Here is a 12,770-nt window from a genome sequence, read left to right on the forward strand (position 1 = left end):
GACTACATGGTACAGCCGACAGATTTGCCCAGAAATGAAACTGGCATTGCCACCGTTTTGGGTATTCTAAAACAGCAATTTGCAGAGCAGTTTCAGACCGGTCAGGCGATCCGTGAGCAGCACGGGCATACAACGACGTGGATCAAGACACAGGCACCCGATGCCGTGATCTTTGCCCGATCAACGCAAGACGTCTCGGACGCGATAAAAGTCTGCGCGGCACATAAAGTGCCCGTGATTGCCTTTGGCACCGGCACGTCGCTAGAGGGGCATGTGAACGCGCCGGCTGGGGGTATTTCGATTGACCTGTCGCAGATGGACCGCGTGTTGCAGGTTAACGCAGGTGATCTGGATTGCCGTGTGCTACCGGGCGTAACTCGCGAGGCGCTGAACACGCATTTGCGCGATCAGGGGCTGTTTTTTCCAATCGATCCTGGGGCCAATGCATCACTTGGTGGTATGGCCGCGACACGGGCGTCAGGCACAAACGCTGTGCGCTATGGCACGATGAAGGACAACGTAATCGCGGTCGAGGCCGTGATGGCGGATGGCACCGTGATCCGAACCGGTGGGCGTGCGCGTAAATCCTCTGCTGGGTATGATTTGACACGGTTGATGGTCGGGTCCGAAGGGACATTGGGGATTATCACCGAGATTACCCTGAAATTGCAGGGCATCCCCGAGGCCATCAATTCAGCGCGCTGTTCATTTCCAAGCCTTGAAGCAGCTTGCGAAACAGTGATGAGCGTCATCCAGTTCGGGCTGCCCGTGGCCCGGATCGAGCTTTTGGATGCGATGGTGGTCAAGGCGGTGAATGGCTATTCCAAGCTGTCTCTGCCCGAAACGCCGATGCTGCTGCTGGAATTCCACGGATCGGAAGCGGGTGTAGCCGAGCAGGCCGAGACCTTTAGCATGTTAGCGGATGAAAACGGCGGTTCCGATTATCAGGCGACCACCACAGTCGAGGAACGCAACAAGCTGTGGCAGGCGCGCCATGGCGCTTATTGGGCCATGCTGGCGCTGCGCCCCGGCTGCAAGGCTGTTGCGACGGATGTGTGTGTTCCGATCTCGCGCTTGGCCGATGCGGTGGGGGCCGCGAATGCCAAGGCAGATGAGTTAGGTTTGATCGCGCCGATCGTTGGCCACGCAGGCGACGGTAATTTTCACGCGTCGCTGTTGCTGGATATGGACAATGCGGACGAGGTTGCACGGGCCGAGGAATACGTCAGCTGGTTGAGCAGCTTGGCGATCTCGATGGAGGGGACCTGCACCGGCGAGCATGGCATCGGTCAGGGCAAACGCCCCTATCTGATCTCGGAGCTTGGCGCTGCTGTGGATGTGATGGGCACGCTCAAACGCGCGCTGGACCCGGACAATATCATGAACCCGGGTAAAATCTTGCCAAGCTGATCCAAAGGACGCGCTGACGCGCGACATGATGTTTGCCCCTGCGTCCCGCAGGGGCGTTTGATGCCTCCGGCGGGGATTTATTTCCATTTGGAAAGGGTTTGCGGGCTGGTTTTTGGGGTCGCGTCGCATTTGGGCTGTCATGGGTCGGCTGGGCTGTGCGTTTTACGCTGGGGCTGTTAAATATCGGCGCAACCCTTAGTCCGGCGGAGCATTGGATACATGAAAACTCAAGTCAAAGCATTGGTTGTTGGCGGCGGTGCTGTTGGCACGTCGATTGCGTATCATCTGGCCCGTGCGGGATGGGATGATGTCATGTTGTTGGAGCGTGACGAGTTGACCAGCGGGTCGACTTGGCATGCGGCGGGGCTGTTGCCTTATTTTAACATGTCCTATGCGACCACGCATATTCATGACTATTCGATCAAGTTTTATAAAACGCTTGAGGAAGAGACCGGGTTGAACGCGGGCTTTGCTGTCGTGGGCAATCTGCGCATGGCGCAGACCGATGAACGTATGGACGAATACATGCTCTATGCGGCCACGGCCGAGACCTGTGGTGTGCCCTATGAGTGGCTGACCCCTGATCAGATCAAGGCGAAATGGCCGCTGATCCGCACCGAAGATTTGAAAGGCGCGATCTATCACCAGACGGATGGCTATATTAACCCTGCCGATGTGACCATGGCGATGGCCAAGGGCGCGCGGCAGCGGGGCGTTGTGATTGAGCGTAAATGGCAGGCCGATGCATTTCACTGGAATGGTGAAGCCTGGGAAGTGACCGTGACCAAAATGGTCGAGCGCGGCGGGAATCTGGTGCCGTCAGACGAGCAGGTCGTGATTACGGCCGAGCATGTGGTGACCGCGTCGGGCAACCACGCGCAGCGCACCGCCAAGATGCTGGGCATCAAGATGCCTGCCATTCCGGTCGAGCATCAGTTTATCGTTATGGATCAGGACCCGGAGTTGGTGGAATTCCGCAAGGGTGAAGGCAATGTCGAGCACCCCGTAATTCGTGACGCCGATGCGCAATCTTATGTGCGCGAGGAACGCGGTGGTTGGATCTTGGGCGTTTACGAGAAAAACGCGCCGGCGCGGTTTGAATATGGGGTGCCGGATAGCTTCCGTGCCGATTTGTTCCAGCTGGATCTGGACCGGATCGAAGACCAGTATATGGCGATGAACCATCGTATCCCGTCGGCTGAAAGCTGCGGGTTGAAGGATGATTTCAACGGTCCGATCTGTTACACGCCGGATGGTAACCCGCTGGTTGGCCCCGCACCGGGCTTGCGCAACATGTGGCTGGCCGAAGGGTTTTCATTCGGGATCACAGCGGCGGGCGGTACGGGGTATTATCTGGCGCAGTTGATGGTCGAGGGCGAGGCCGAGATCGACATGGCATCGCTGGACCCCAAACGCTACGGCGATTGGATGACCACCGAATATGCCGCGCGCAAGAACGAAGAAGCGTATGAGCATGTCTATATCCTGCACCATCCCGACGAGGAGCGCCCCGCGTGCCGTCCGTTGCGCACATCGCCCTCCTATGACCGTCAAGCTGTACGGGGTGCGCAGTTTGGCCATGTGAACGGTTGGGAGCGTCCGAACTATTTTGCGCCGATGGGGTTCAATGACCACGACAGCCGGTCGTTCCGGCGCGGGGGCTGGTGGCAATATGCGGTCGAGGAGGCCAAGGCAATCCGCGAGGGCGTCGGCCTGATTGATGCAACAGCGTTCACCAAGCATCTGGTCAAAGGGCCGGGTGCCACGGAATTCCTGAACTGGTTCACCTGTAACAAGCTGCCGTCGGTTGGCCGGATCAACCTGACCTATGCGCTGACCAGCCACGGCACGACACGCACGGAATATACGATCGTGCGGTTGGCGGAAGACGAATACTACCTCGTTTCGGCAGGGGCGTGGACGGCCTATGACAGCGATTACTTGCGCAAGGCGATTGCGGATAAGGCACCTGAATTTGGCTATATCGAATGCCATGACGTGACCACGCAATGGGGTGTTTTCGCCATCGCGGGGCCGAAATCGCGCGATGTGTTGAAAGAGGTGATCAAGGACGCCGATCCCGAAACCGTGCTATCCAACAAGCGTTTCCCGTGGCTGACCATGCGCAATATTGAACTGGGTATGGTGCCGGTGCGCGCCATTCGCGTCGCCTATACCGGTGAATTGGGTTGGGAATTGCACCACCCGATTGAAATGCAAAACCATCTGTTTGATCTGCTGGAAAAGGCGGGCGAAAAGCACGGGATGAAGCTGGTCGGCGCGCGGGCGCAAAACTGGCTGCGTCAGGAGAAGTCTTATCGCGCGTTTGGCACTGAACTGGGCCGTGATGCGACCCCGCTTGAGGCTGATCTGCCGCGGTTTGTTGATCTGTCCAAGGACTTCTACGGCAAGGATGCGATGCAGGAACATGGCATCCGCGCGCAATGTGTGACCTTGCTGATTGACGGGCCGGATGATGCTGATCCGTGGGGCCGTGAGGTTTTGTATCACGGCGATACGCGCGTGGGGCGCTTGACCTCGGGCGGGTATTCGGTGGCGTTCGGGAAGTCCATCGGCATGGGCTATGTCAAACCCGAGCAAGCCGCGGTTGGCACCAAGCTGAAGGTCAAAATGTTTGATCAGCTGTGGGATGCCGAAGTGGTCGAAGACAGCCCTTATGATCCGAAAAACGCCACCATTCGAATGGACGGGTAACGCGCGACTATAGGCGTGATTACCGGATCTGCCGGCGGGCCAGCCAGTTTGCCCAGCTCGCCGTGCTGCCCGCATATACGTTGATGTCCAGATCACCCAAGGCACCGGGCACGCGGCCGGTGCTGGTGTATTGCCAGAATGTCCAACGCTCGTTCGGGTATTTCTCGGATGGGTGGGCGGCGGTTGAACGCAGCCAGAACTCTGTCCCGCCCAAGCGGCCCATCTGGTTTGTTTCGTAGAAATCCGGGGTGGTATAGACGATGGGCTGCTGCCCGTAATGGTCCTTGAGAATGCGCAAGAATATTTGAGCGTTCCGGCGCACGATATGGGCTGGCGGGCGCAGGGTGCAGGTGGGGGAAAACGGGTTCCATTCCATATCCAGCACCGGGGGCAACATGCCGGGTGTTTTCGGCACGTTCTGGATGAACCAGCGCGCCTGCGCTTGGGGTGTCGTGCAGAAATAATAGAAGTGATAGGCCCCGCGCGCGACGCCGGATCGCCCCGCACCCCGCCAGTGGTCCGCGAACATGGGGTCAAGCAGATCACCGCCTTCGGTCGCTTTGATAAACGCAAAGTTTACGCCGTTTATGCGGGCCTGACCCCAGTTCAGCGGGCTTTGAAAACGCGCGACGTCGATACCGTGCACGGCATAGCTTTGCGGGGTACGACGCGCCCAATCATGTGGTTTGCGGTCTGTAAAGTTTGCAGTCGTTACCATGCCAAGCGGCACGGACACTGGCGGTGCTGCACAAGCGGCGACGGCAAGGGACGTGAGCAGAACAAGGATGCGCAGGGGCGACATGTTCATGGCTTCCTCGCGGCAAAGGCCAGGTTGTTGGCGGGCATCTCGACCTGATCAATCGGGCTGAACCCAGCATTGCTAAGCCAAATGGTGACGTCCGTTGTGTCTTTATACCCGATTTTTGGGTCGGCATCGCGAAGCTCGCGATCAAATTTTGCGTCGCCTTCTGAGGTCAGATGGCCTGCGCGCCTGAACGGGCCGTATAGGATGAAACAACCGCCGGGTGCTGTGGCACGTGCGGCTTCGGCGATCAGCCGCTGCGCGGCATCTGCGGGAATGAGGTGAAGCAAATTCGACAGGAAGATCACATTTTGCGGCGCGAACTGCGCGTGCCATCCAGCTTGGGTCGCATCAAGCGCAATCGCGGGGGCGACGTTTTTCGCAAGCGACTGGGCGGTATAGGCGTCGATGCTGGCGCGGCGTGCGGCGTCAGGTTCGGTCGGTTGCCAGTGAAGGTCTGGGAAAGCCGTTGCAAAGGCGCTGATATGCTGGCCGGTGCCGCTCGCGATTTCCAAGCCCTGCCCATGCCGCGGCGCATGTTTGCCTAGCAACTCAACCAAGGCGGCACGGTTACGATCAGCGGCAGGGGCATGCAGTTTCGCATCCCCTGTGGGCAGGGCAACACTGGCGCTGGGCGGCAGTTTCGGGGTCATGGGCGCAGCCTGTCGGGGCGCAACGCACTAACGGTTTCATCGGGCAGGGGTGACGGGCGGGCAAAAGTCAGATCGGCCACCAGCTGCGATGCGGCTGGGCTGGTCTGAAACCCATAGCCACCTTGCCCGGCGCACCAGATGAAATCGGGCTGGTCGGGATCGGGGCCCAGCACAAGCGTCCGGTCAGGGGTAAAACTGCGCAGGCCCGCCCAAGTTGAAATCGGTTTTGTCAGGGGGATCGCGACCATGTTCTGATACCTCTCCAACCCCTCGGCCAGCACCATATCGTCCGCCCATGCGTCATGGGGTTCAACGGGGTCTTCGTCTGCGGGTGAAATGATCAGCGCGCCCGCATCAGGTTTCGCATACCATGTTTCGTGGACGCCAAAGAACATCGGCCAGCGGGCAGGGTCATGCCCGCCGGGGGTCGCGATCCGTGCCATGGACCGACGGTAAGGAATAATGCCAACGGGCCGGATGCCTGCCATCACCGCGATTTGATCGGCCCATGCCCCTGCTGCGTTCACGATCTTGTCGGCGTACAGTGTGTCGCCACCCGCTGTGACCTCCCAGCCCTGCGGCGTATGGGCGATTGCGGTTACAGGTTGCCCTGTCAGAACGCTGCCGCCGTTGCTGCGCAGGACCTTGGCGAAATCCTGCATCAACCGATCCGTATCAATATCATGGGCATCGGCGTGGTAGCCTGCAAAAGCCACCTTTTTAGGATCAAGCACCGGCACCATCTTTAGCGCCTCGTCCGGAGTGATCCGTTCCAGCCCCATCGTCTTTAAATCATCGTCTAATGCCGCTTCCTCGTGGGTGTCTGCGATGATCATCAAGCCACGCTGCGTCAGATATCCGCCGTTGGCTTGGCCCAGATAGTCGACGCTGGCACGGTTCAGCGCTTGGACTGACGGCGCACCATAGTTCTTTTCAATCAACGCGGCAGAGCGGCCCGAGGCGTGGTAGCCAAGCGCCTTTTCCCCTTCGATCAGCGTTACATCGGCATCGGCTGACAGCCGCGCTGCAGCAGATATGCCCGCGATGCCGCCGCCTATCACAATGATCTTTGTCATGCTTGTTCTTCGATGCGGTCCGTGGCGGGGGGCGGTGTGGGCGAAAGCGCGGCAATCTCGGCGTATACATCAGCGGGCGTGTCATATGTCATTGCAGCCAGCGACGGGGCCAGCTGCGCCACCGACCGGCCAGAGATAATTGGCGATGGGCCTGTAGGGTGGGCCGCGATCCATGCCACGGCCAAGGTCGCGGGATGCACGCCGAGCCCGTCGGCGAGATCGGACAGGCCCACAGCGGTCTGATGCATCACATCAGGCGCATAGCGTGCGGCATAACGGTCATCCTGCGTTAAACGGCCGGCCTCGCCCCTCGCGTATTTTCCGGTCAGCAGCCCGCCCCCGAGGGGGGAATACGGCGCAACCAGAATGCCCAGATCATCGGCCATCGGCAGAATTTCAACCTCGGCCTGACGTTTTACCAGATTATACATCGGTTGCATCACGGCGATATCCAGATCGAATTTAGCCGCTATCCCAGCCGCCTTGACGACCTGCCACGCGGCAAAGTTGGACAGGCCGATTTGGCGGATATGCCCGGCGGTTTTCAGCTCGGCCATGGTTTCAAACGTCTCATGCATATCCGTGTCGGGATCAAAGCGATGCAGGTACAACACATCAAGCGTGTCGAGCTTCATCCGACTGCGGGACGTCTCGCAGGACTGCAGCAGATTGGCACGGCCCGCCCCGCCTTCATACGCCGCCTTGGTCGCGATAATCAGATCATCGCGGCGGTCGCCCAGAAAGCTGCCCAGCAGTGTTTCCGAGGCACCGTCGGTATAGACATGGGCGGTATCGAAATGCGTGATCCCCGCATCAAGGCAGGCATCGAACATGGCGCGCGAGGCATCGGCATCCGCGCGCCCGCCAAATTGCATGGTGCCAAAGGCAAGGCGGCTGGCGGGGGTGCCGTTTGGGCTGGTCAGGGTGTGTTTCATGCCCAAACCGTGACACGGCACGCCCCCCTTCGCAACGGCGATCTTAGTCCTGTATCGCGCCCTTTTCCGTGGCGCGCTGATAGGCGGGGCGGGCATGGATCATATCAACAAAACCGGCCAGCGCCGGATAACGCGCGGCACCATCCCCGCCACGCATCGCGATCTCTGCCGGAAAGCTGAGCATGATGTCGGCAGCCGACAGGCTGTCTTGGACGAAATGGCCGGATGGACGCACGAGGCTGTCCATATAGCTAAAGTGATTGTGCAGCTCATCCTTGATTCTTGGGTGCAACGGGGCACCCGCATCGCCCAAACGGCTGACATAGAGGTTCAACAGGATCGGCGTCATTGCAGACCCTTCGGCGAAATGCATCATCTCAAGATGCTGCAAATATGCAGTGGTATCTGGCGAAGGGATCATCTGCGGCGCAAAGCGCGCGCAGAGCGTTTCAGTGATCGCGGCACTTTCGGCAACCAACACATCGTCGATTTCCATCATTGGTGATTTGCCCAGCGGGTGAACCGATTTCAGCTCGGGCGGGGCAAGGTTCGTGACAGCGTCACGCTTGTAGGGAGCGATGGTATAAGGCTGTTCGATTTCCTCGAGCAGCCACAAAATACGGTGAGAGCGGGACCTGTTAAGGTGATGAATTTTTATCATGGCCCGACGATAGCGTTTTGCCGCGTAATGGGTAGCGCAATGATACGCAGCTTGCCCCGAGATCACCGTGTCGACAGGCCTTTTGCGGGCGGCCATGACACAGATCAATGTCCGAAACCCATCTATCGCCGATACATGCGAAAAATAGGATGTGTTTATGGATATGACATCAGTCTTGGAAACAGTGGGCGAGCCGGGGATCGCGGCGTTGGCCGGTGTGGTCACGGGCATCATCTTTGGCCTATCAGCCGAGCAAAGCCGGTTCTGCCTGCGCGCTGCTGCGGTCGAGGTCGCGCGCGCCACTTTGGGGCCGCGCATGGCGGTATGGCTTTTGACCTTTTCAACCGGGCTGCTGTGGACGCAGGTAATGCACGCCACCGGCGTTATTGATCTGGGAACCAGCCGCTGGCTTGCCTCCCCCGGTACGATCTCGGGGGCTGTGATCGGTGGCATGATCTTTGGCGTCGGCATGATCCTTGCGCGGGGATGTCCGGGACGGCTGCTGGTGTTGGGGGCAACAGGCAACTTGCGCGCGATCTTGTCGGGGCTGGTCTTTGCTGTGGTCGCGCAGATGAGCCTTGAGGGCGCGTTGTCGCCCCTGCGCGAATGGATATCCGGCGGATGGATCACCCATGGGCCGAACCCGAATATCTTGTGGGCACTACACATGCCCACGGGCAGCGGCATCGCAATAGGCATCGGCTTTGCGGCTTTGGCGCTGGTCATAGCATTTCGAAACCGGGTGTCTTGGGTCACGCTTTTGTTCGGCTGCGGGGTCGGGTTTTCCGTCGCTGTGGGCTGGTATCTGACCTATACCCTCTCGCAGATCAGCTTTGACCCCGTTCCTGTTGGCAGTTTGACGTTTTCAGGACCGTCTGCCGATACGCTGATGTATCTTTTGTCGGCAAATTCTGTGCTGGAATTTGATGTTGGTCTGGTTCCCGGCGTGGCTGTCGGTGCGTTTGTGTCTGCGCTGATGGCAGGGCGATTGATCTGGCAAGGCTGGGATGGCGCGCGGTCCATGCAGCGCTATCTGGCGGGGGCCGCGATGATGGGCTTTGGCGCGATGACAGCGGGTGGTTGCACCATCGGGGCCGGTGTTACGGGCGGGTCGACCTTTGCGCTGACCGCTTGGGTGGCTTTGGTATCCATGTGGCTTTCGGGGATGGCTGCAGATCGGTTGATTGACCGCGCACCCCGCGGGTAACCGCACAAAGCAGGCCCCGACACGAAAAAAGGCCCCGCGTCAGCAGGGCCTTTCAAGCTTCAACAGCGGGTCCGATTAGTTCGGGATGTCGCCTGTGATGCCTTCAACGTAAAAGTTCATGCCAGCCAGTGTGCCATCATCAGCTGTTTCGCCATCTGCCAAGAAGTCAGTGCCGTCCTGCTTTTTCAGCGGGCCGGTGAACGGGTGGTACGAACCGTCGGCGATGGACGCCTTCAGCGCCAATGCTTCGGCTTTCACGTCTGCTGGAACCGCGTCTGTGATTTCACCGATGCCAACCATGCCAGCGCCGATGCCGTCCCATGTGTCGGTCGACGTCCATGTGCCATCCATTACGGCCTTGGTGCGTGCAACATAGTAAGGTGCCCAATCATCAATGATCGAAGACACGCGCGGCATGGGTGCATATTGCGCCATGTCGGATGCCTGACCAAAGGTGATCACGTTGCCTGCTTCTTGGGCTGCTGCCTGTGGCGCGGTGGAATCGGTGTGCTGCAATACAACGTCAGCGCCTTGTTCGATCAGCACCTTGGCTGCGTCCGCTTCTTTTGCGGGGTCGAACCATGTGTAGGCCCAAACGATCTTGAACTCGACGTCAGGGTTAACCTTTTTAGCGTGGATATAGGCAGAGTTGATGCCGCGAATAACTTCGGGGATCGGGAAGGAACCGATGTAACCGATGATGTTCGATTTGGTCATCTTGCCCGCGATGTGGCCCTGAATGGCGCGACCTTCGTAGAAACGTGCGGAGTATGTGGAAACGTTATCGGCGCGCTTGTATCCGGTGGCGTGTTCGAATTTCACGTTTGGAAATTTGGCCGCAACATTGATCGTTGGGTCCATATAGCCAAAGGATGTGGTGAAGATCAGGTCGGCACCGTCCAGCGCCATTTGCGTCATAACGCGTTCGGAATCGGGGCCCTCGGCCACGTTTTCAACAAACACGGTTTCGACTTTATCGCCGAATTCGGCCTCAACGGCCAAACGGCCTTGGTTATGTTCATACGTCCAGCCGCCGTCACCGACAGGGCCCACGAAGACAAATCCGACTTTGGTCTTGTCGTCGGCATAAGCGCCGCCCGCAAGACCGATCGCCAGCGCAGCGCTGGCGAGGAGTGTTGATAGTTTCATAACATAGTCCCCTGAATATTCTGCCCTTTTATAGGGCATTTTGAAGTGTAACCCCGTTAAGACGAGGCATGGAAAGTGCGGCCAAGCGATGCCGGAGCACTGCTTTTATCCGCGGAAAGAACCACCAATACAAGGATGGTGATGATATAGGGCGACATTGCCAGATACTCGACCGGAATGGCAACGCCTGCACCTTGTAGATTTAGCTGCAACTGGGTGATTCCGCCAAATAAATAGGCACCCAGCAGCAGACGCCATGGTTTCCAGCTGGCAAACACGACCAAGGCGAGCGCAATCCAGCCCACGCCAGCGGTCATCCCTTCGGTCCATTGGGGCACACGGATCAGGCTGATATAGGCCCCGCCCAGCCCCGCACAGGCCCCGCCGAACATGATCGCCAAGGTTCTGATGCGCACCACCTTATAGCCAAGCGCATGCGCGGCATCATGGCTTTCGCCCACCGCACGCAGGATCAAACCGGCGCGCGTGAATTTCAACATGGCCCATACCGCGACGACCAATGCGAACCCCAGATACAGAATAATATCATGCGAGAATAAAATCGGGCCGATAACCGGGATATCGTGCAAGGGGCCAAAGTTCACTTCGGCCAGTCGTGGCGGTTTGATCCCGACATAGCTTTGGCCCAGCAACGCTGAAAACCCCAGCCCGAAGAGGGTGAGCGCCAGCCCCGATGCCACCTGATTGGCCAAGGTGATCTGGGTCAGGAACGCAAACAACAAGCTAAGAAGCGCACCGCCAATAGCCGCCGCAGCAAAGCCCAGCAGCGGCGATCCGGTTTCCACGGCAGTGGCAAAGCCGCAAATGGCCCCCATGATCATCATGCCCTCGACGCCCAGGTTCAGGACGCCCGATTTCTCAACGACCAGCTCGCCCAAAGCGGCAAAGATCAGCGGCGTCGCTGCGACCAGAAAGCCGGCAACGAACAAGATTGGATTAATGGCTGAAAGATCCATTACGCGACCTCCGCCCGGCCGATGCGCAGCCGGTAATTGGTGAAAAGATCAAAGGCGAGTAGGAAAAACAGCAGCATGCCCTGGAACACTTGAATGGCAGCGGCTGGCAGACCCAGCTGGCTTTGTGCGATATCGCCACCGATATAGGTCAAGGCCATCAGCCCGCCCGCAAGCAGAATACCGATGGGGTGCAAGCGGCCCAGAAACGCAACGATGATGGCGGTGAACCCATAGCCGACGTTGAAATCAATGGTGATCTGCCCCGCTGGGCCTGCGACCTCGAACATGCCGGCAAGACCAGCAAGCAGTCCGGACATGCCCATGCAAAACAACACCAGACGTGTCGGGTTTACGCCAGAGAATTTAGCGGCGCGCGGTGCCTCGCCTGTGACACGAATTGCAAAACCCAGCCGGTGCCGCGCGAGCAATACATAGGCAAAGATCACCGCAACGAATGCCGCAACCGCACCCCAATGCATGCCCGATCCTGCGATCAGCTCCGCATTATGGGCCGATGCATATTGCTGCAAATTGCGACTGCCGGGAAAGCCGAAACCTTCGGGGTTCTTCAAAAGGCCAAGCGCCATCGAGGACAGAAATTGCTCGGCCACATAGACCAGCATCAAGGATACCAAAATCTCGTTTGTGCCGAATTTAACTTTTAACAGCGCGGGGATCATCGCCCAAATCCAGCCGCCCAATGCACCGGCCAAAATCATCAGCGGAAAGATCAGAAAACTCTCGGTCGGGTAGAAGGCCAATCCGGTCGCCGCGCCGAAAATGGCCCCCATGATATACTGGCCTTCTGCGCCAATATTCCAGATGCCCGCCTTGAAGCCGAGGGACAAACCGATGGCGATCAACACCAAAGGTGCGCCTTTGATCAGCAGTTGCGGGCGGTAATAAAACGCGAAATCACCGAACAGAGGCTCCCAGAAGATCGTTTCAATCGACGCCAAAGGGTCCTTGCCCAAAGCAGCAAACAAAAGCCCGCCAAAAAACATCGTCGCCAAAACGGCCAAAACCGGTGCCGCCCAAGAAAACGCCTGACTTGCCTGCGGCCGCTTTTCCAATCTGATCACTGGGCTGCCCCTTCTCTGGCTCTTAAATATCCCACGGGGGGGCAGATTTTATGCGCCATTGGTTCAAGCCCAATGGACGACGGGTGTGAAACCCCCGTCTGCA

General features: G+C 58.6%; 11 protein-coding genes. 3 read left to right on the top strand and 8 right to left on the bottom strand.

The window, feature by feature from the left end; translation table 11 throughout:
• Positions 1-6: 6 nt before the first annotated feature.
• Complete coding sequence (locus AADJ11_RS05170) at positions 7-1,410, top strand: FAD-linked oxidase C-terminal domain-containing protein (RefSeq protein WP_341233463.1); 1,404 nt, start codon at positions 7-9, stop codon at positions 1,408-1,410.
• A 219-nt stretch (positions 1,411-1,629) separates the two neighbouring features.
• On the top strand, positions 1,630-4,125 hold the full coding sequence (locus AADJ11_RS05175; protein ID WP_341233464.1) for an FAD-dependent oxidoreductase: 2,496 nt from the start codon (positions 1,630-1,632) through the stop codon (positions 4,123-4,125).
• Positions 4,126-4,144: 19 nt separating this feature from the next.
• Here the strand turns inward: AADJ11_RS05175 and AADJ11_RS05180 are convergent, their stop codons facing one another.
• Genes AADJ11_RS05180 through AADJ11_RS05200 form a run of 5 tightly spaced genes read right to left on the bottom strand, consistent with a single transcriptional unit; the run spans position 4,145 to position 8,348 of the window.
• Positions 4,145-4,927 (bottom strand): GH25 family lysozyme, encoded by a 783-nt coding sequence (locus AADJ11_RS05180; RefSeq protein ID WP_341233670.1) that lies wholly within the window; start codon positions 4,925-4,927, stop codon positions 4,145-4,147.
• A 2-nt stretch (positions 4,928-4,929) separates the two neighbouring features.
• Entirely contained in the window at positions 4,930-5,580 is a 651-nt protein-coding gene (locus AADJ11_RS05185; protein WP_341233465.1) for a DUF938 domain-containing protein, read from the bottom strand.
• Positions 5,577-6,656, bottom strand: coding sequence for an FAD-dependent oxidoreductase (locus AADJ11_RS05190; protein ID WP_341233466.1), 1,080 nt, complete (start codon positions 6,654-6,656; stop codon positions 5,577-5,579). The genes AADJ11_RS05185 and AADJ11_RS05190 overlap by 4 nt, the downstream gene beginning before the upstream one ends.
• Positions 6,653-7,591, bottom strand: a complete 939-nt coding sequence (locus AADJ11_RS05195) for an aldo/keto reductase (protein ID WP_341233467.1) — start codon at positions 7,589-7,591, stop codon at positions 6,653-6,655. Before AADJ11_RS05195 ends, AADJ11_RS05190 begins: the two co-directional genes overlap by 4 nt.
• A 43-nt stretch (positions 7,592-7,634) precedes the next feature.
• Positions 7,635-8,348, bottom strand: coding sequence for a glutathione S-transferase (locus AADJ11_RS05200; RefSeq protein WP_341233468.1), 714 nt, complete (start codon positions 8,346-8,348; stop codon positions 7,635-7,637).
• A gap of 61 nt (positions 8,349-8,409) precedes the next feature.
• On the opposite strand from AADJ11_RS05200, the gene AADJ11_RS05205 reads away from it, so the two are divergent.
• Positions 8,410-9,459 (top strand): YeeE/YedE family protein, encoded by a 1,050-nt coding sequence (locus tag AADJ11_RS05205; protein ID WP_341233469.1) that lies wholly within the window; start codon positions 8,410-8,412, stop codon positions 9,457-9,459.
• 75 nt (positions 9,460-9,534) lie between these two features.
• Here AADJ11_RS05205 and AADJ11_RS05210 read toward each other — a convergent pair whose 3' ends face one another.
• The 3 genes from AADJ11_RS05210 to AADJ11_RS05220 are packed head-to-tail and all read right to left on the bottom strand — an operon-like array spanning position 9,535 to position 12,667.
• Positions 9,535-10,608 (bottom strand): BMP family ABC transporter substrate-binding protein, encoded by a 1,074-nt coding sequence (locus AADJ11_RS05210; protein WP_341233470.1) that lies wholly within the window; start codon positions 10,606-10,608, stop codon positions 9,535-9,537.
• Positions 10,609-10,664: 56 nt separating this feature from the next.
• Complete coding sequence (locus AADJ11_RS05215) at positions 10,665-11,585, bottom strand: ABC transporter permease (protein ID WP_341233471.1); 921 nt, start codon at positions 11,583-11,585, stop codon at positions 10,665-10,667.
• Positions 11,585-12,667 carry an ABC transporter permease gene (locus tag AADJ11_RS05220; RefSeq protein WP_341233472.1) on the bottom strand — a complete coding sequence of 361 codons (1,083 nt, stop codon included), beginning with the start codon at positions 12,665-12,667 and terminating at the stop codon, positions 11,585-11,587. Before AADJ11_RS05220 ends, AADJ11_RS05215 begins: the two co-directional genes overlap by 1 nt.
• Between the last annotated feature and the right edge of the window lie 103 nt (positions 12,668-12,770).

The sequence above is a fragment of the uncultured Sulfitobacter sp. genome (assembly GCF_964021855.1).
Classification (GTDB): Bacteria; Pseudomonadota; Alphaproteobacteria; order Rhodobacterales; family Rhodobacteraceae; genus Sulfitobacter.

What these genes read in the sequence shown, in the direction of transcription:
- AADJ11_RS05170 (WP_341233463.1), top strand. Translation starts at nt 7, where the DNA reads ATGGTACAGCCGACAGATTTGCCCAGAAATGAAACTGGCATTGCCACC.
- AADJ11_RS05175 (WP_341233464.1), top strand. Translation starts at nt 1,630, where the DNA reads ATGAAAACTCAAGTCAAAGCATTGGTTGTTGGCGGCGGTGCTGTTGGC.
- AADJ11_RS05180 (WP_341233670.1), bottom strand. Translation starts at nt 4,927, where the DNA reads ATGTCGCCCCTGCGCATCCTTGTTCTGCTCACGTCCCTTGCCGTCGCC.
- AADJ11_RS05185 (WP_341233465.1), bottom strand. Translation starts at nt 5,580, where the DNA reads ATGACCCCGAAACTGCCGCCCAGCGCCAGTGTTGCCCTGCCCACAGGG.
- AADJ11_RS05190 (WP_341233466.1), bottom strand. Translation starts at nt 6,656, where the DNA reads ATGACAAAGATCATTGTGATAGGCGGCGGCATCGCGGGCATATCTGCT.
- AADJ11_RS05195 (WP_341233467.1), bottom strand. Translation starts at nt 7,591, where the DNA reads ATGAAACACACCCTGACCAGCCCAAACGGCACCCCCGCCAGCCGCCTT.
- AADJ11_RS05200 (WP_341233468.1), bottom strand. Translation starts at nt 8,348, where the DNA reads ATGGCCGCCCGCAAAAGGCCTGTCGACACGGTGATCTCGGGGCAAGCT.
- AADJ11_RS05205 (WP_341233469.1), top strand. Translation starts at nt 8,410, where the DNA reads ATGGATATGACATCAGTCTTGGAAACAGTGGGCGAGCCGGGGATCGCG.
- AADJ11_RS05210 (WP_341233470.1), bottom strand. Translation starts at nt 10,608, where the DNA reads ATGAAACTATCAACACTCCTCGCCAGCGCTGCGCTGGCGATCGGTCTT.
- AADJ11_RS05215 (WP_341233471.1), bottom strand. Translation starts at nt 11,585, where the DNA reads ATGGATCTTTCAGCCATTAATCCAATCTTGTTCGTTGCCGGCTTTCTG.